The sequence below is a fragment of the Halomonas sp. 3A7M genome, from assembly GCF_014897875.1.
Lineage (GTDB): Bacteria > Pseudomonadota > Gammaproteobacteria > Pseudomonadales > Halomonadaceae > Vreelandella.
Window position 1 is genome coordinate 2,731 of record NZ_JABUZD010000162.1, and the last position, 18,435, is coordinate 21,165.

13 protein-coding genes and 1 pseudogene are annotated in these 18,435 nt (G+C 54.0%); 4 read left to right on the plus strand and 10 right to left on the minus strand.

Features of this window, described 5'->3' with window-relative positions; all coding sequences use genetic code 11:
- Positions 1-322 precede the first annotated feature (322 nt).
- Positions 323-1,479 (plus strand): annotated as a pseudogene (locus INT19_RS13895) (RNA-guided endonuclease InsQ/TnpB family protein).
- Between the two features lie 271 nt (positions 1,480-1,750).
- On the plus strand, positions 1,751-2,461 hold the full coding sequence (csiR, locus tag INT19_RS13900; protein WP_193061211.1) for a DNA-binding transcriptional regulator CsiR: 711 nt from the start codon (positions 1,751-1,753) through the stop codon (positions 2,459-2,461).
- A 98-nt stretch (positions 2,462-2,559) separates the two neighbouring features.
- Here csiR and INT19_RS13905 read toward each other — a convergent pair whose 3' ends face one another.
- From INT19_RS13905 to dctP, 3 genes are all read right to left on the minus strand, one after another.
- On the minus strand, positions 2,560-3,879 hold the full coding sequence (locus INT19_RS13905) for a TRAP transporter large permease (protein ID WP_089037544.1): 1,320 nt from the start codon (positions 3,877-3,879) through the stop codon (positions 2,560-2,562).
- Positions 3,880-4,007: 128 nt separating this feature from the next.
- Positions 4,008-4,550, minus strand: a complete 543-nt coding sequence (locus INT19_RS13910) for a TRAP transporter small permease subunit (RefSeq protein ID WP_038485821.1) — start codon at positions 4,548-4,550, stop codon at positions 4,008-4,010.
- Complete coding sequence (gene dctP / locus INT19_RS13915; protein ID WP_095603242.1) at positions 4,543-5,562, minus strand: TRAP transporter substrate-binding protein DctP; 1,020 nt, start codon at positions 5,560-5,562, stop codon at positions 4,543-4,545. Before dctP ends, INT19_RS13910 begins: the two co-directional genes overlap by 8 nt.
- A gap of 592 nt (positions 5,563-6,154) precedes the next feature.
- On the opposite strand from dctP, the gene alr reads away from it, so the two are divergent.
- Positions 6,155-7,408 (plus strand): alanine racemase, encoded by a 1,254-nt coding sequence (gene alr, locus INT19_RS13920; protein ID WP_193061212.1) that lies wholly within the window; start codon positions 6,155-6,157, stop codon positions 7,406-7,408.
- A 116-nt stretch (positions 7,409-7,524) separates the two neighbouring features.
- On the opposite strand, the gene INT19_RS13925 is transcribed toward alr, so the two are convergent.
- The 6 genes from INT19_RS13925 to hutC form a co-directional block, all read right to left on the minus strand.
- Entirely contained in the window at positions 7,525-8,871 is a 1,347-nt protein-coding gene (locus tag INT19_RS13925; RefSeq protein WP_193061213.1) for a Na+/H+ antiporter family protein, read from the minus strand.
- A 123-nt stretch (positions 8,872-8,994) separates the two neighbouring features.
- Positions 8,995-10,545 (minus strand): histidine ammonia-lyase, encoded by a 1,551-nt coding sequence (hutH, locus tag INT19_RS13930; RefSeq protein WP_193061214.1) that lies wholly within the window; start codon positions 10,543-10,545, stop codon positions 8,995-8,997.
- 26 nt (positions 10,546-10,571) lie between these two features.
- On the minus strand, positions 10,572-12,251 hold the full coding sequence (gene hutU, locus INT19_RS13935) for a urocanate hydratase (protein WP_089037548.1): 1,680 nt from the start codon (positions 12,249-12,251) through the stop codon (positions 10,572-10,574).
- Positions 12,252-12,322: 71 nt separating this feature from the next.
- Positions 12,323-13,288 (minus strand): formimidoylglutamase, encoded by a 966-nt coding sequence (gene hutG / locus INT19_RS13940; RefSeq protein WP_193061215.1) that lies wholly within the window; start codon positions 13,286-13,288, stop codon positions 12,323-12,325.
- Entirely contained in the window at positions 13,278-14,492 is a 1,215-nt protein-coding gene (gene hutI / locus INT19_RS13945) for an imidazolonepropionase (RefSeq protein WP_193061216.1), read from the minus strand. The genes hutG and hutI overlap by 11 nt, the downstream gene beginning before the upstream one ends.
- A 276-nt stretch (positions 14,493-14,768) precedes the next feature.
- Positions 14,769-15,485, minus strand: coding sequence for a histidine utilization repressor (gene hutC, locus INT19_RS13950; protein WP_089037552.1), 717 nt, complete (start codon positions 15,483-15,485; stop codon positions 14,769-14,771).
- A 174-nt stretch (positions 15,486-15,659) separates the two neighbouring features.
- Here hutC and INT19_RS13955 point away from each other — a divergent pair, with 174 nt between their 5' ends.
- A complete protein-coding gene (locus tag INT19_RS13955; RefSeq protein ID WP_193061217.1) occupies positions 15,660-16,622 on the plus strand; it encodes a GlxA family transcriptional regulator in 963 nt (320 codons plus the stop codon).
- 76 nt (positions 16,623-16,698) lie between these two features.
- Here the strand turns inward: INT19_RS13955 and INT19_RS13960 are convergent, their stop codons facing one another.
- The gene (locus tag INT19_RS13960; protein WP_446719028.1) at positions 16,699-18,420 is read right to left on the minus strand and encodes a BCCT family transporter; all 1,722 of its coding nucleotides are present in this window, start codon (positions 18,418-18,420) and stop codon (positions 16,699-16,701) included.
- Positions 18,421-18,435: the final 15 nt, after the last annotated feature.

The window sequence follows — 18,435 nt, forward strand, 5'->3', positions numbered from 1 at the left end:
CCCCCCCAGCTCGGCGGTTCGTATGTTCCTTGCTTGCTGCTGGGGAACCACTGGCTGACCCTGGCATCGGCAAGTGATTTTCAAGCTCAAAGTACTGTTGTCACTGTGGTCATCGAGTCATTTTCCATATGACGGTCGTTGGTGGATACAATAGTGGCCATTATGGGGTTTTTGTCCATATAGTAGATACTATTGTATCCATTCTGGTTTCTGATGATTAAGATGCGCGTCAAACCTCGTACTTCTAGTGCGAGGAAGGAAAGCGCGAGGCGCGCTAGCGCCTCTATTTGACAGGCTAAATACAACACACTAGATTTGTCGCATGACTACCGTCTTTCGCGCCTACCGCTATCGTTTCACCCCAACGCCCGAGCAGGCTGACCAGCTGGCTCGGACGTTCGGTTGCGTGCGGTACGTCTACAATCACTTTCTGCGCGAACGCACGGATGCCTGGTTCGAGCGCCAGGAGCGCACGGGCTACAACGCCACCGCCAAGGCACTCACGGCCCTCAAGAAGCAGCCGGACACCGCTTTTCTGGCCGAGGTGTCCAACGTCTGCCTCCAACAGTCGCTGCGCCATCTGGACAGGGCGTTCGCCAACTTCTTCAAAGGCCAGGCTCGCTATCCCAGCTTCAAGAAGAAGCGCCGCAAGCAGTCGGCGACCTACATGGCCAACGGCTTTCGCTGGCGCGATGGTCAGTTGTGGCTGGCCAAACAGAAGGACCCGCTGAACATTCGCTGGAGCCGACGCTTCAGCGGTGAGCCCAGCAGCATCACCGTCAGCCTCGACACCGCCGGTCGCTACCATGTCAGCTTCCTGGTGGAAGAGGAGCAGGCGGCATTGCCGGTCACGCCGAAGATGGTCGGGCTCGACCTGGGGCTGACGCATCGCGTCATCACCAGCGATGGCAACAAGATCCCTAATCCGCGCTTCATCCGGCAGACAGAGCGCAAGCTGGCCCGCGCCCAGCGGGCGCTGTCGCGCAAGCAGCGCGGCTCGAACAACCGGGCCAAGGCCCGGCTGAAGGTGGCACGGCTGCATGCCAAGCGGGCTGACCAGCGCCGCGATGCCACTCACAAGCTCACCACGCAGCTCATTCACGAGAACCAAGTCATTGCTGCCGAGAGCTTGCAGGTCAAGAACCTGCTCCAGAACCGGTCACTGTCGAAGGCGATCAGCGATGTGGGCTGGCACCAATCACGCTCCAGCTTGCCTACAAGGCCGAGTGGTATGGGCGCGATTTCGTGCAGATCGACAAGTGGTATCCCAGCTCGAAGCGCTGTTTCCACTGTGGCCACATCGCCGAGTCGATGCCGCTGAATGTCCGCACCTGGGATTGTCCGTCATGTGGCACCCAAGGCATCGACCGCGACATGAATGCTGCCCGCAATATCTTGCAGGCCGGCAAAGCGATCCTTGCGGGAGCAGACAAGCTCCGTCATCACGAGAAAACTACCGTGGGGCACACGGGAGGTTAAGCCTGTGGAGCCTGTGTAAGACCGGCGGTGCCATCACCGAAGGCAACGGGCAGTGAAGCAGGAACCGGGAAGGCGACAACCCGGGAATCCTCTTCCTTCAGGGAGAGGAGGATTGTCAAATAGAGAGTATTGATAGGAGCCGATGCAGCTAGTCTGCATCGGCTTTTTTTATTGCTTGTTGCCGTTGTTATTGAGTGCCAGGGCAGAACACGTTCAAACAGCTGTTACAAGGTGTGCTATTATTTTGACCCACTTTGCAAAATGCATACTCATGAATTCATCTTTCTTCCCAGACGAAAAGGCGGATGCCAAGGAAAACTTGGGTATTCGTGCTTACAAGCTACTTAAGATAGATATTATTAAAGGCACTTTTCAGCCTGACGAAAAATTGCGTATGAGTGTGCTTAAAGCACGCTATGACCTGGGTATTGGTCCTCTGCGAGAAGCACTTTCCCAGCTTGTTGCTGAGCATTTAGTGGTGGCAATTAGCCAACGTGGCTATCGTGTGGCACCCATGTCGCTCGCTGAGCTTAACGATATTTACGATGCCCGGGCGCAAGTTGAAGCGATGATGTTGGGGCTTGCGATAGAGCGTGGCGATGATGCCTGGGAAGCTAATATCTTGGCAAAGTCTTATCAATTAGCAAAGCTGACGGAAATGAGTTCGACAGAAGGGCTATTAGATATTTGGGATAGACGACATAGTGATTTTCACACCGCGATGGTCGTTGGTTGTAACTCTCCGCATTTGATGAAAGTGCGCGCTGGGCTGTTTGATAAAGTTCAGCGCTACCGTTTTTTGTGGCTTAAAGAAACCGTGTTTTCTGCTCAAGCCCTTGAAGCAAAGCGCCAAGAGCATGCCGCTTTAGTAGACGCCACCCTTGAGCGCCGCAAGGATGAAGCAGTGGCATTGATGCACGAACACTTGATGTCTCCTGTGCCGATTATTGCGCAGGTAATGCGCCAACAAAGTGTCGCATAGGGCAACAGAAGGCAGCGCAGAAACGCTAAAAGAAAAGGCCCTAATCATTAGGGCCTTTTTAGTTGGGTTGCTGTTCGTTAGCCGTTTGATACGCTTGTTTAGAACAGTAAGTTGGGCAACCACAGCGCAATACTTGGGAATAGTACGATAATTGCTAATCCCACTATCTGTAGAGCAACATACGGCAGTGCTGAACGATAGATATCGACGATAGTAATGGACTTTGGCGCGACTGATCGCATATAGAACAGGTTATACCCAAAGGGCGGTGTCAGATAAGCGGACTGCATACTTATAATAAACAGCACCGCAAACCAGGTAGTATCGAACCCTAAGTCACGTACGATTGGCACATAAAGCGGAATCGTGATGAACAGGATCGCAAAGTCATCGAGAAACATGCCCAGTGCAAAAAAGCTAATCAGCATGATGATGATGACGGTATAGGGCGACAGCGAGAAGTCATTAATAAAATCACTGACGATCATACCGGCGCCTAAGCCCATATAGATACGGCTAAAGAATACCGCGGCAATGGCAATCCAGAGCAGCATACCGGTTATTTTGGCCGTGCTGAGCATCGCGTAGCGCAGCAGGCTCCAGTTAAGCCGACCTCTCAGCGCTGCAATCAGCATGGCACCGCCAGCCCCGACTGCAGAGGCTTCGGAAGGCGAGGTTACCCCTCCGATAATGCAGCCCAATACGGCAGTGACCAAAAGGCCTGGGGCAATAACGTGGCGCAAAGACATCAGCTTTTCTTTGGCACTAAAGCGTTCTTCTACTGGCGCAGCGGGACCTAGAGAAGGGTTTATGCGGCAGCGTATCAATATATAGGCCATGTAAATAGCGGCAAGCATTAGGCCAGGCACTAAGCCAGCAGCAAATAGCTTTCCTACCGATTCACGGGCCAGAAACGCATAAACAATCATCAAGATGCTAGGCGGGATGAGAAAACCTAATGCCCCACCTGCCATGATAGTGCCGGTGACTAGCCGCTTGTGATAGCCCCGCTTGAGCATTGCCGGTAATGCAATGATCCCTAGGCTGACGGTAGCTGCCCCTGAGACTCCCGCCATGGCAGCGATAAGGGCGCAGATCAGAATGGTGCCTATCCCGAGCCCGCCAGGAAGGCTGCCCATCAGCTTATGCATCATCTCGAAAAGATCATCGGTAATACCGGAACGTTCCAGTACCAATCCCATAAAGATGAACAGCGGGAGGGCCACCAGGAGAAAGTTGTCCATGGTGCTGTATGCCGATGAGAGCAAGAAGTCCAAGCCACCAGGGCCAAACATCATGTAGGCACTTCCCATGCCCGATATCATCAACGCCCACGCTAGCGGAGCGCCTATTGCCATTAGGACGATCATGGAGAGAAACATGATCGCCGTAATTATCATGGGGTCTAAATTTAACATAGGGATACCCTTTGCATGGCATATCCACAAGGACGTGCCGGGGTGTGTCTCTTATTTTTCACGGTAAAACCACGTTGAAATAGAGCGAGGGTTAAGCAGCACTCTGTTTAAACAGAGACGGGCTGTATTTAATCAGCGTCGCTAATGTCGTCTCGCGGATCATCATAGGGAATGCCAAGTAAACGCACGATGGCCCTCACTAGCTCTGCTACGCTCTGCAGAATTAGCAATCCAACGGCAATTGGAATGGTCGCTTTTATCGGCCAAAGCGCTGGACGCCAAATGCTTCGGTTGGAATACTCACCAATTAGCCAGGAGCGGTGGGCAAATTCCACGGCCATGGTGAAAAATACGCTCAGCACCAAGATACCCAGTGAGAACACAATCACGTCACACAACGCCTGCATGCGGAAGGGCAGCAGGCGATAGATGACATCACTGCGCACGTGGCTTTGGTGGCGTAAGGTATAGCTGCCAGCCAGGATACTCAGCGCACCGAAGAACATCGTCGCTAGTTCGTGCCCCCACACAGTGGGGGCATTGAGTACATAGCGAGCGACTACTTCATAGAGCAGTACACCGATAATACCTAGCGTCAGCCAAGCGGTGACTCGTCCGACCCAGTCGGAAAGCCCATCCTGAAAGCGTAGATATCGGTTGATCTTACTCACTCAATCTTCCTTGCGCTTTGGCGTTATTAATCAAGATTTCAACGGCTTGGGCATTTCGCTCAGAGCGTGCCGCTTCCTCTTCCCAAATCGGCAAAGATGCTTCGGCTAGGCGCTTTGAATCTTCTGCTGGCAGGGTGGCGAATTCAAACAGCTCACCTTCATCGATGATGCGTTGGTTGCCTTCTTCAAGCCAGTTGTGAACGTCTTCCAGGTACTGAGCTAGCTCATCTACCAAGATTTGCTGCTGCTCTTCGCTCATCCGTTCCCAGGTGCGGGGGTTGATGAATGCGTTTTCTGTCCAGCCTGGGTTGAGTAAGTTGATATCGGTGTAGTAGCCCGCTACTTCATTAATTCGTAGCTGTTCGTACTCAACAGGGCCACCGTAAATAGCACCGTCGATAACGCCTGTCGAAAGCGCAACGTAGAGCTCTTCACCAGGAATAAAGGCTGTTGGGATATCGAATTTTTCCAGCACCGTTGCAATGGAGCTGGTTGCGCGGATGCGCATGCTGGAAAGATCTTCTAGGCTGGAAACAGGCTCTCGGGTGACTAGACCATAATCGCTACCAAAGCCGCGGCCAATCAGCTTAACGCCTTGCTCTTCGTAAGCTTCTGCGATGAGTTCATCAAGGCCTTGGTTGGCAAATATATCGTGTGCTTCTTCAGCGCTTACCCATGCTCCAGGTAGGCCCCCTTCGATAGTGCCGATACCAACAGTGCCAGGCCAGTAACTACCCACACCATGGCCGATATCAATGCTCCCACGGGCAACAGCTTCGACAAACTGGTCGCTGCTGACTAGCTCGCCGCCACGGAAAAATTGAATGTTGATAGTGCCATCACTCGCTTCACTTACCCGTTCCCGCAAATCAGCTGCAATCTGATCCACTTCGGTGCCATAAAACGTGTGCATGCGTAAACGAACGGTATCGGCATAGAGCGCTTGGCTAGCCATGATGGAAGCGGCGATGGACGTCGCTAGGGCGCATTTCACGGATGTTGAGAGCTTCATAAAACCTCTTTGTTGGTAGCGATTAGAGTTATAGAGGGCATCCATGCTTCAGTTTCGAAACCATGTTGCGCCCCCAGTTTAATCACACGCATGGTGCTCAGGCTATAAAAAATTTCTATAAAATCGTCTAACATCAACATTTTTGCATTACGTTGACTGATGTCAAACCAAACTGAAACTGCGTCTATAAATTAATTTTTTATTAATTTTAATTTAGTTATTGTGTTTTTGAGCGATAGATTGCTGATCAGGTGTATTAGGTAAGCGTTGATAAACGGTGTAGCCAACAGATCGTCGAGTCTGTTATTGGCCTAAATTATCTTTGGATGTGGCTTGAGGCAGCACTTGAAACAGGGATTGGAATATTGGCGGGTTTTAATGAGTTTTGGCGCTTGAATACATGCCGAGCAGAAGAGTTGCTCCACGCTTTCAGTCAGAGTAATCAGCGAAAGATCTTTCCTTCTCATCAGGTTATTGCGTCCTAGCGCTGCTTTTTTTAATAAACGCGGCACGCGCTATCGTTAAGAATTGTTTAGTAGGGGTAGTGTGAGCAGTGGGGTCTTAACAATGAAAACGAATCAAGGATTTGATAATGAAATATCCACTAACCCTGTTAGCTGCCGCTATTGCTGCCACTGTTACTACTACCAGCTATGCGGCGCCGTTGCTGAGCGACCAAGCATTGCTCGTTGATAGCCCGGAACACTTGAGTGCCAATGCCTGGGTAGAAATCTCGCAATCGGCTTTTGAAGGGAACGTTCGCGGTGTTCTGGAATTATTGGGCGAAGAAGCGGAGCTTTGCGCCATTATGAAAGCCGATGCCTACGGTCACGGCATTGCTAATTTAATGCCTTCCGTGATCGCGTTAGGTATTCCTTGTATTGGTGTGGCGAGTAACGAAGAAGCGCGGGTTGTTCGGGCATCTGGTTTCGATGGACGTTTAATGCGCGTGCGCAGCGCGACACCAGAAGAAGTGCGCGGTGCTTTTGATTACGGCATGGAAGAGCTATTCGGCGATATAACGGCTGCTCGTCAAGCCTCCAGCGATGCAGCTGAGGCGGGGGTTACACTGCGCTACCATTTGGGCCTGAATGCTGGCGGTATGGGGCGCAATGGCATGGCGCTTGATAATGAAGCAGGACGCCAGGAAGCGTTAGAACTTCAAGACTTAGCGTCGTTAGAGCTGGTGGGCATCATGACCCACTTTGCTTTTGAGGATGAAGATTTTGTTCGCCAGGGGCTGGAGGCGTTTCACGAGCAAAGTGACTGGTTAATCGAGACGGCTAACCTGGATCGCGAGGCGCTAACGCTTCACGCCGCCAACTCATTTACCACCATGGAAGTGCCTGAAGCACGCCTTGATATGGTGCGCCCGGGTGGCTTGCTGTATGGCGATCTACCCCATTATGAACAGTTCAAACCGGTGATGTCGTTTCGCACGCGTGTAGCGTCGGTTAACGATTACGCGCAAGGCAGCGGCGTTGGTTACGATAATGTCAGGGTGCTGGAGCGCGATAGCTTATTGGCGAACTTGCCTGTTGGCTACTCTGACGGCTACCGCCGTGTTTTCACAGACGCTGCCTTTGTACTGGTCAACGGTGAGCGTGTGCCGGTTATGGGAAAAGTGTCAATGAACACGACCATGGTAGACGTGACGGATGTCGAGGGAGTGGCACCGGGCGATGAAGTGGTACTTTACGGACTTCAGGGGGACGAGCGAATTACCATTGGAGAACTTGAAGACCTTAATGGCGCGCTACTTGCCGATCTTTACACGGTATGGGGAAACTCTAACCCGAAGGTGTTGCGTCCAAGCGATAGCGATACAGAGACAGATAGCGAGTAATTATTGCCAATACAGGTAGTAATTTACTGTGTTTGCTGACGAAACCACCCCGCTCAACTGAGCGGGGTGGCGTCGTTTTGGGGAAGGATTATTGCGCAGAAAAGCGGGGCTGAGCGTTATAGGATCATTGCAGCTATCCAGCCAAAGGCAATCAGCGGGATATTGTAGTGCAGGAAGGTCGGAACAACGCTGTCCCAAATATGGTCGTGCTGGCCGTCGGCATTGAGACCGGCGGTTGGGCCAAGCGTTGAGTCGGAGGCCGGAGAGCCTGCATCGCCCAAGGCGGCTGCGGTGCCTACCAGCGCCACGGTAGCGAGTGGCGAAAAACCAAAGTTAAGTGCGAGTGGTACGTATAGCGATGCGATAATTGGGATTGTTGAGAAGGAGGAGCCAATACCCATGGTAATGAAAAGGCCCACAAGCAGCATAATCAGCGCTGCCAAGCCTTTATTATCACCAATGACTTCTGTAGAGCTGCTGACCAGCGCTTCAACCTCGCCACTGGCCTGCATCACACTGGCGAAGCCCGCCGCGGTGATCATAATGAACCCAACCAAGGCCATCATACGCATGCCTTCAGTGAAGATGCCGTCCTGTTCATGCCAGCGGAAGACGCCGCTGAGTGACAGCAGAGCAAAGCCAAAGATTCCCCCCAGCACCATTGAACCGGTGTAGAGCTGAACGGCCACGGTGCCAACCAGTGCGATTGCCAGTACGGCTTTTTGCCAACCTTGCAAATGCTGGGCCGCTTGCGCTGGGGTTTCATCGCCCTTGGCCAGGTCTCGGTCTTGGTAGTTACGCCCTTTGCGATAGCTAAACAATACTGCTACGGCAAGGCCCAATGCCATGCCACCAATAGGAATCACCATTGCCATGGGCACCATCTGACGGGTGACTTCTAGGCCAAATTCGGCACCACTTTCATTGAGGTTGGTGAGCAAAATATCGTTCAGAAAGATAGCGCCAAACCCTACCGGTAACAGCATATAGGGGGCGGTAATACCGAAGGTAATCACACAAGCAACGAGTCGGCGGTCGAGCTGAAGGTGATTCATTAGTTTTAGTAACGGCGGAACCAGTACAGGAATGAAGGCAATGTGTACCGGAATAAGGTTCTGAGAGCTGACCGCGGCGGCCAATAGGGCGGCCAGTAGGGTATAGGTCACCATGCGGCGACTGCTGCCAGAATCATCAACATGAAAACGCGCAATGGCGCGGTTTGCCATTACTTCGGTGATGCCCGAGCGTGAGAGTGCGACGGCGAAAGCACCCAGCACGGCATAGGCCAGGGCTACAGTAGCGCCGTTGCCAAGACCGTCGTTAAAGGCATCAAGGATGGCATTAATCGGCATGCCCGCATAAAGCCCACCCACCAACGTTGCGACGATTAAGGCAAAGACAACGGAAACGCGAGCCAAGCTGAGGCTGACCATTACTAAAATGGCCAAAACGATAGCATTCATGAATAGCTACTCTTGTCGTTGGAGTTAGAATTAGCTGGAGTTAGATTTAGCTGGAATGTGATTTAGCTGGAATTGAATGCGGTGAAGCCCCGCAGCCTGTTGCTGCGGGGCAGGAGTGACCGCTTAGTGCTGGCTTGGCAGGGTGCCAGGGCGAAGCAGGTGGCTCAGCGTTCTGGCTGCCAACAAGCTGCTGGCGGCTTCAATGTCTGGCGCGAAGAAGCGGTCCTGTTCGTAGTGGGTGACATGTTCACGCAGCAACTGCTTGGCTTGCTCAAGTTGTTGCGTTGTCTGTAAGTCGTGGCGCATATCAAGCCCTTGGCAGGCACAGAGCCACTCGATGGCTAGAATGTCGCGTACATTATCGGCCATTTCCCATAACCGCTTACCCGCTGCCGGGGCCATGGAAACATGGTCTTCCTGGTTGGCTGAAGTCGGCAGGCTATCCACGCTATGCGGGTGCGCTAAGGCTTTATTTTCACTGGCAAGCGCGGCTGCTGTTACCTGGGCGATCATAAACCCGGAGTTGACGCCGCCTTTCTCGACCAGGAAGGGCGGTAACTGGGACATGTGTTTGTCCATCATCAGCGAGATGCGGCGTTCCGCCAGTGAGCCAATTTCGGCAATCGCCAAGGCTAAGTTATCAGCCGCCATGGCCACCGGTTCGGCATGGAAGTTGCCGCCGGAGATGATGTCGTCGGTATCTTCAAACCCTCTGTCAGTAAAAACTAAAGGGTTATCAGACACCGCGTTGATTTCCACCGCCAATACATCGGCAACATGGCGAATCTGTGTCAGTGCTGCACCCATCACCTGTGGCTGGCAGCGCAAGGAGTAAGGATCTTGCACTTTATCGCAGTTGGCGTGGGAGTTGCCGATGTCGCTGCTCTCGCCGAGTAAATGTCGGTAGGCCGCCGCCGCATCGATCTGGCCACGTTGGCCACGTACTTCATGAATGCGCGCATCGAACGGTGAGCGTGAGCCCAGCGTGGCTTCAACCGTCAGTGAGCCGCAAACTGTGGCGGCAGCATAGAGGTCTTCGGCATCGAACAGGCCGCGTAGCGCGTAAGCCGTTGACACCTGGGTGCCGTTGAGCAGCGCGAGACCCTCTTTCGGAGCCAGTGCAATCGGGCTAAGACCGGCGACTTTTAGCGCTTCTTCGGCACTGAGCCACTCGCCTTTGTAGCGTGCTTTGCCTTCACCAATCAGTACCACACTCATATGGGCCAGCGGCGCGAGATCACCTGACGCACCCACAGAACCTTTGAGCGGAATATGCGGATACACTTCGGCGTTGATCAATGCGATAAGGGCATCAAGCACTTCACGACGAATACCGGAAAAGCCGCGTGCCAGGCTGTTAACCTTAAGCACCATGATCAGCCGCACAAGGCTGTCATCCATCGCAGCGCCCACGCCGGTGGCATGGGAAAGCACTAGCGAACGCTGCAGTGCTTCCAGGTCTTCATCGGCGATACGTGTTTGAGCAAGTAGCCCAAACCCGGTGTTAATACCGTAGACCGTGCGGTTTTCCTCAACTACCCGATTGACGCAATCGACGCTTTTTTGGATCGCCTCGTCGGCACTGCTTGGCAGGCTAACCGTGACGGGGGATTGAAAGACCTGGCGCGCCTGCGCCAGTGTCATTTTGCCGGGCTGAATATCGAGATGGGTCATTATGAGTGCTCCTTGAAGTTGTTGAATTAGCTCTTCAGCATCGGCAAATCGAGGCCGTTTTCACGGGCAGATTGTTTGGCAATGTCGTAGCCTGCATCGGCATGGCGCATAACGCCAGTGCCCGGGTCGTTGCGCAGCACGCGGCCAAGGCGTGCGTGGGCATCATCGGTGCCGTCGGCGACGATAACCACCCCAGAGTGTTGGGAATAGCCCATGCCGACACCGCCACCGTGGTGTAGCGAGACCCAGGTCGCACCACCGGCGGTGTTAAGCAGGGCATTCAGCAGCGGCCAGTCTGAGACGGCGTCGGAGCCATCCATCATCGCCTCGGTCTCGCGGTTGGGGCTTGCCACGGAACCGGAGTCCAGGTGGTCACGGCCAATCACGACGGGTGCTTTAAGCTCGCCGTTTTTGACCATCTCGTTGAAGGCTTGGCCAAGACGCGCACGGTCTTTCAGGCCGACCCAGCAGATACGCGCCGGAAGACCTTGGAAGCTGATGCGCTCGCGGGCCATATCCAGCCAGTTGTGCAGGTGCGGGTCGTCAGGGATCAGCTCTTTGACTTTCTGGTCGGTCTTGTAAATGTCTTCCGGGTCGCCTGAAAGCGCGGCCCAGCGGAAGGGGCCAATTCCCTGGCAGAATAAGGGGCGGATATAGGCAGGTACAAAACCAGGGAAGTCGAAGGCATTTTCAACACCTTCTTCTTGAGCCATTTGGCGAATATTGTTGCCGTAGTCGAAAGTGGGTACGCCCATCTTCTGGAAGTCGAGCATGGCTTGTACATGCACGGCCATCGATTGCTTGGCCGCTTTTACGGTGGCTTGTGGTTCGGATTTACCACGTGCCACGTACTCTTCCCAGGTCCAGCCTGCAGGCAGGTAGCCGTGTAGCGGGTCGTGGGCACTGGTTTGGTCAGTGACCATGTCGGGCTTCACGCCACGCTTGACCAGTTCGGGTAGTACATCCGCAGCATTCGCACACAGGCCAATCGAGACGGCTTTGCCTTCGGCAGTGTAGCGTTCGATACGCGCTAACGCATCGTCGAGATCGTCTGCTTGCTCATCTAGATAGCGCGTGCGCAGGCGGAAGTCGATGCTGGTTTGCTGACACTCGATATTCAGCGAGCAGGCGCCGGCCAGGGTAGCGGCGAGTGGTTGAGCGCCACCCATGCCACCCAGGCCTGCAGTGAGAACCCAGCGGCCTGTTAGATTGCCGTCGAAGTGTTGGCGGCCCGCTTCCACAAAGGTTTCGTAGGTGCCTTGGACAATGCCTTGAGAGCCGATGTAAATCCATGAGCCTGCGGTCATCTGGCCGTACATCATTAGGCCTTTGCGATCCAACTCGTTGAAGTGTTCCCAGTTGGCCCAGGCGGGGACCAGGTTGGAGTTGGCAATAAGTACCCGAGGGGCGTCTTTATGGGTTTCAAATACGCCTACCGGTTTGCCGGATTGCACCAGTAAGGTTTGCGTATCTTCCAGGCGCTGCAGAGTCTCAACGATTTTGTCGTAGCACTCCCAATCACGCGCGGCGCGGCCAATGCCGCCGTATACCACCAAATCCTCGGGGCGTTCAGCCACGTCAGGGTGGAGGTTGTTCATTAGCATGCGCAGCGGGGCTTCGGTCAGCCAGCTTTTGCAGCTGAGCTGGCTACCGGTAGGGGCAGCAATCTTACGGGATGCGTCGTGACGTTTGTCGTTAGTGGACATGGAGAAACTCCTCTTGGGTCATCGGTTTGTTATTAAAGGGCTAGTAATAGATGGATTAATGAATCCGGGCGCTAGGTGTCGAGCGCCAACTGAAAGACAGTTCGTGCTGCCGCGCGGGCCGTACGGCTATCGATATCGTGATCGGGATTTAGCTCGGCGAGATCAGCTAAGCGCAGCTTGCCGCTGTCGCGGATGGTCTCAATCAGCGGTTCAATCAGTGCGAGTGAGACGCCGCGAGCGGCGGGAGCGCTAACGCCAGGAGCTTCCCCTGCGGGCAGTACATCCAGATCGATGGTTAGATAGAGGTGGTCGCAACGCACCATGAAGCGTTCCAGATCGCGCCGAATGCACTCAAGCTGCGCCGGTTGAAAGTCCCGGTCTTCACGAACCATGACGCCGAGTTGTGCAGCACGGTTAAACAGCGCGCGCGTGTTGGCAGCGCGGCTTACGCCTAAACAGGCGTAGCGAAACGGCCAGCCGCGCTTGGCGCATTCATCCGCAATTTGCGTAAAGGGGGTGCCCGAAGAGCGCACATGAGAGGGATCGCGCAGATCGAAGTGGGCATCAAAATTGATAATGCCGATGCGTGGTGCTTTTTCACCGTTATTAGCGAGATGCTGGGCAAGCCCCAGCCAACTACCGTAGGCCACCTCATGGCCGCCACCTAGCACAACGGGAAAGTGTTCAGCCTTAAGCAACGCTGCTAATCGATCGGCGAGGGCATGTTGGGCGGTTTCTAGGGCATCGCCTTCGCAGCGTACATTTCCCGCATCATAGGCTGGGCCTGTGCGGTGCCACGCCAGCGGTGCCAGCGCTTTACGCAGTGCCGAAGGGCCTTGCGCGGCACCGGTACGCCCCTGGTTTCTGGCCACACCTGCATCGCTTTCAAAACCTAATAAAGCACAGCCCGGCGCTGCCGTTGAGCTAAGCGGTTGGATCTTTTGATGCCAGCGCTCACTGTTGGGTTCAGGGTCTGTTCGGCCCGTCCAGAGTGACATGTCGAGTTCAGTGGCAGTGGCTTCACTATTAATGGCCATGGGTAAGCACTCCCTGGAACATGCGCTGACGAAGGCGTCCTGGTTGTACGGCGTAAGCGAGCTCGGCGGGTGCATCGATATCCCATACACAGAGGTCGGTTTCTGCACCTTCGTGGATGCGACCTTTGCCCGATAGGCCTAGCGCAGTTGCCCCATGGGCTGTCATGCCCGCCAGGGCCTCTTGGGGAGTCAGGCGGAACAACGTGCAGGCCAAGTTGAGCATTAGCGTGGGCATAAACAGTGGGGAGCTGCCGGGGTTGGCGTCGGTAGCCACTGCCATTGGAACGCCTGCGCTGCGCAGCGCCGCAATCGGCGGCTGTTGCGTTTCACGAAGGGTATGGAAGGCACCGGGCAGGATTACTGCCACACTACCGGCCTCACGCATGGCAGCGATGCCAGTGTCATCCAGGTACTCAATGTGGTCAGCAGATAGGGCTCCGTGGCGCGCGGCCATGGCCGTTCCGCCCAGGTTAGAGAGCTGTTCGGCGTGTGCCTTGATGGGTAGGCCATGGGCCTCGGCGGCTGCAAACACTCGCTCGCACTGTTCCACCGAGAAGGCGATTTTTTCGCAGAACACATCAACCGCATCTGCCAGGCCTTCGGCCACTGCTGCGGGGATCATTTCCTGGCAGACAAGATCGATATAGCCGTCGCTGTCATCTTTGTATTCTGGGGGGAGGGCATGGGCGCCCAGCAGCGTCGTGACAACGTTGACTGGCAGCATCTTGCCGAGACGGCGCGCGACACGCAGCATCTTGAGTTCATCTTTGACGGTAAGCCCGTAGCCAGACTTAATCTCCACGGTGGTAACGCCGTCAGCAATCAGTGCTTCAAGACGCGGTTTAGCGAGTCTTAGCAGCTCATCTTCGCTAGCCTCGCGCGTGGCACGAACGGTACTGAGAATGCCGCCACCGCGTTTAGCAATCTCTTCATAGCTAGCCCCTTCAAGCCGCGCTTCAAACTCTTCAGCCCGAGAACCGCCAAATACAAGGTGGGTGTGGCAATCCACAAGACCCGGGGTCATCACACCGCCACTGCCCATCTCTGTGCAGTTATTGGCGAGTTGCTCGTCGAACTCACTCATGGGCGACAAGGCGATGATGTGTGCCCTTTCGGTAATAACGGCCATGCGGTCGGGCAATGTCCGCAAGCCATCGAAGACGCTGATATCGCGCCAGAGGCGACGATCCGTTGCATTCGGCATGAGGAGCTCCTTAAAATCTTAATGTATATACAATTAAGATCAATAAGCGCTTCCTCGTCAAGATGGTTAGTAGGGAAATGTCAGATAGTAATAAAGTATAAAACGATCCGATGTGTTTTTTTATTTTAAATTCAATGGTTTAATTTTATTGTGGTGAGATTGATAATTTTTATATTAGACTAATGTCTATATTTTTTCTATGGTGTTTGTGATTTTAAAAGGCTGTCATGTATATACATTTGCTGTGGGTAAGATACTTCGGTGTAACGAAAGGAATTAAGACGCTTGGCGATGCACCGAGGAGCGCAGTTTGTAGCGGTCGCCTGGATGCAGTAGGCGGGCATAGCTGATGAGCTGCTCGCCTGACCACGTGCGCCGTACCATGCTCAGGCAGGGGGTGGCGGTATCAATAGCAAGCCAATCGGCAGTTTGCTGGTCGACAAGCACGGCTTCAACAGTGTGCTCGACGTCAGTAATCGGGCAGGCCGCTACCAATACTTCATTGGGTGTGTGCAGTGAAAAATCACTGGTTAAGTAGTTGGGTACCCAGCGAGGGTTAACATAGCGGTTTTCAAGCTGAATAGGCGTGTCGTCTTCCAAATGCACCAGCAGCGTTTGAAACACGCGGCTACCCAAGCGAACGCCTAGCCGTAAGGCGACTTCGTCATCCGCTTCAATGGCTTCACATACCAGTACGTGATTACTGTAATGGTGTCCCCTGAAGCGCACTTCATCAGCAATGTTGTAGACCTCGACCAGGGATGACTCTGCCTTGCGATCTGTCACGAAGGTACCTAACCCAGGCTGGCGTGTTAGGTAGCCTTTTTGGACGAGATCACGAATCGCTTTATTAGCCGTCATCCGGCTTACCCCAAAATCTCGGGCAAGTTGCTCTTCGGGAGGGATCTGGTGGTGTGCTGGCCAGGCACCTCCCTGGATTTTCTCTAACAGGTGCTGCTGTATTTGCAGATAAAGTGGGGGAGCGCTGGTCATGAAGTGCCTTTCAAATGAATCTAATGTCTAACCCTATCCAGTGTACCTTGTGCAAAGGCCCAGGGCATCCTGTTGCTGGTTGGGCGTGTATTATGTACGAGGATTCATTGGCGTTGCCTGATTCGTTTAGTAATCGTCAGCATCGATAAGAAAGCGCTTATTTTAGGAGTTATTTTGCGCCTAAACTATTCTGGATCACTGCCAGAGCGCGTTGGTTTTTTATTATTACCGCGCTTTTCAATGATGGCATTTTTTTCTGCGGTAGAGCCGTTACGAATAGCCAATCGGATCAGCGGCCACACGCTGTTTGAGTGGACGCTATTTAGTCGTGATGGTGAGCCTGTCACCGCAAGCAATGGCATGACGCTATTAGTCGATCAGGCTATGGGAGGTGGTCTTGACCTGCCATCGTTGGCTGTGTGTAGCGGCTTTGAGCCTGAAGACCATTTAAGCCGAGCACTCATTTCGTGGCTGCATCGGCTTGATCAAGCCGGATGTGCTCTAGGTGGGTTAGACACCGGAGGGTTTATATTAGCCGCCGCTCAGTTATTGAAGGGTGAGCGGGTCACCTTGCATTGGGAGAGCTTGCCGGTCTTTCGTGAGCGTTTTCCAACGATTGAAACGACCGACGAGCTATTTGAGATCGGGGAGCGGCGTTTTTCCTGTGCGGGTGGTGCCGCAGCCATGGACATGGCCTTAGCAGTCATCGCCAGGCGTCATGGGAGCAAATTAGCCGTCGATGTCTCAGAGCAGCTTATCCATGAGCGTTTGAGAAGTCGTCATGATCAACAGCGTATGACATTAGCGCGAAGATTGGGGACGCATAACCGGCGCTTAATTGAAGCGGTCGCATTGATGGAGCGCCATTTGGAAGAGCCTTTGTCTCTCGCAGAGATTGCTGAGCGAATCGGCGTTTCCTCTCGACAGCTTCAGCGGCTGTTTGAGGATCATCTTCATCAAACACCGCGCCAGTGGTATCTGTCACTTCGTTTAGCGCGGGCAAAGCGTTTGCTGATGGAGACTGATATGGAGATTTTAGCGGTGGGCGTTGCGTGTGGGTTTGGTTCGAGCTCCAGCTTTTCACGTGCTTTCCGTGCCCATTTTGGCAGTTCGCCGCGCGCCTCACGCGGTGCTTGAAAGGAGAACTGTTGCTAAAAAGGGAAAGTACGCCAGGCGCCGCAGCTAAGCGCACCTGGCGTGACAGGGCAGAGTGTTAGGCTGTTTTTCTGCGTCGGGCATCGAGCGTCTCGCGGAACAGCGAAATCAGCACACCAGCCGTCATCACTAGCACTACAACACTGAGTGGCAGGGCGGCTGCAATAAGGGCTGTTTGCAGCGCCGTAAGACCACCGGCAACCAGCAGTACCGCCGCCACTAAACCAATCACCACGCCCCAGAACACTCGGAAGCGTTTAGGCGGTTCATTGTCACCTAACGATAAAATGGTGGTTAGCACTAACGTGCCGGAGTCTGAAGAGGTGACAAACCAGCTCATTAGCAGGAATACCATCATGGCGGAGAGTATCCAGCCAAACGTGCCGCTGCCGACAATGCCATCAGCCGTGGCAAACAGTGCTGAGGGTAGGTTCCAAGCGTTAACCAGCTCAATAATACCGGCGCTACCAGGGCCATTCGTTGCATATAACTCCTGATACATGGCGTTGCCGCCAAAGATGATCAGCCAAACAAAAATGATCAGGGTAGGTACTAACAGAACGCCCAATACAAACTCGCGTAAGGTACGTCCTTTAGAAATTCGCGCGATGAAAAGACCGACAAAGGGAGCCCAGGCTAGCCACCAGCCCCAGTAGAAGATTGTCCAACCTTGTTGCCAAGCGGCGGTTCCTTCCTCATCAGCGTACCAAAGTCCCATGGGAATAAAATTGATAGCGTAGTCGAGCATGGTTTCGCCGAACGCCATGATGAGCCACAGCGTGGGGCCTGCAATTAGGAAAATACTCACGACCACTAGGGACACCCAGATATTCATCTCGGAAATAAGACGAATACCGCCGCGTACGCCGGATACGGCTGAGAGTATTGAGATAACTGAAATACCCGCGATAAGCACTAACTGGGTATTTAGCCCTGGGTCGACACCTATTAGCCGTTCTAAGCCAACGACCATTTGGCTAACCCCAAGCCCCAGCGACGTAGCGACGCCAAAGACGCAGCCCAGTACCCCGAGGATATCGAAAAGATGACCAATAGGGCCGAAGATGCGTTCACCGATAAAAGGATAAAGCGCCGAGCGCAGTGCGAGCGGCAACCCTTTTCGATAAGCAAAATACGCCAGCGACATACCGACAATCACGTAGATGGCCCAGCCGTGAAGGCCCCAGTGAAAAACGGTGACGCGTAACGCATCGATAGCGCGCTCGTGACCGATGGCGGCGGCACCGGCCATGTCGGCATGAGGATTGTTGGGATAGCCAAAGGCGCCAGTATCGTCAAGGTAGAACACGGGCTCAGCGACGCCAAAAAAAAGGATGCCAATGCCGATACCTGCAGAGAAGAGCATCGAGAACCACGCAAAGTTGCTGAACTCTGGGCGGCTGTCGTCAGTGCCAAGCCTTACGCTTCCATAGCGGCTGAAGACAATGAAGGCGCAGACCGCTAGTAGCAGCATTACGGTAATTAGGTAATAACCGCTAAACGTGCTCTCAATCCAGGCGCGTGTTGCTCCGAACACGCTGCCTGCTGTATCTGAGCCAAGCCCGGTGAAAAGTACGAACAGCAACACTAGGCCGCTGGCAGTTAGCGTCATTCCCTTGTGCATGCCTTGGAAGAAACCGCCTTGGGCGAGCTCTGTCACCATGTAGTCTGTACTGAGTTCGGCCTTGGGTGAGTTGTTATGCGAAGGCGGCGTGGGTCGGTGAGGGGAAGTTGGCGTAGCGATATGCTTGTCCTCTTGGGCCGGACGTCGGGCCGGCAATCCCGGTCAACCGTC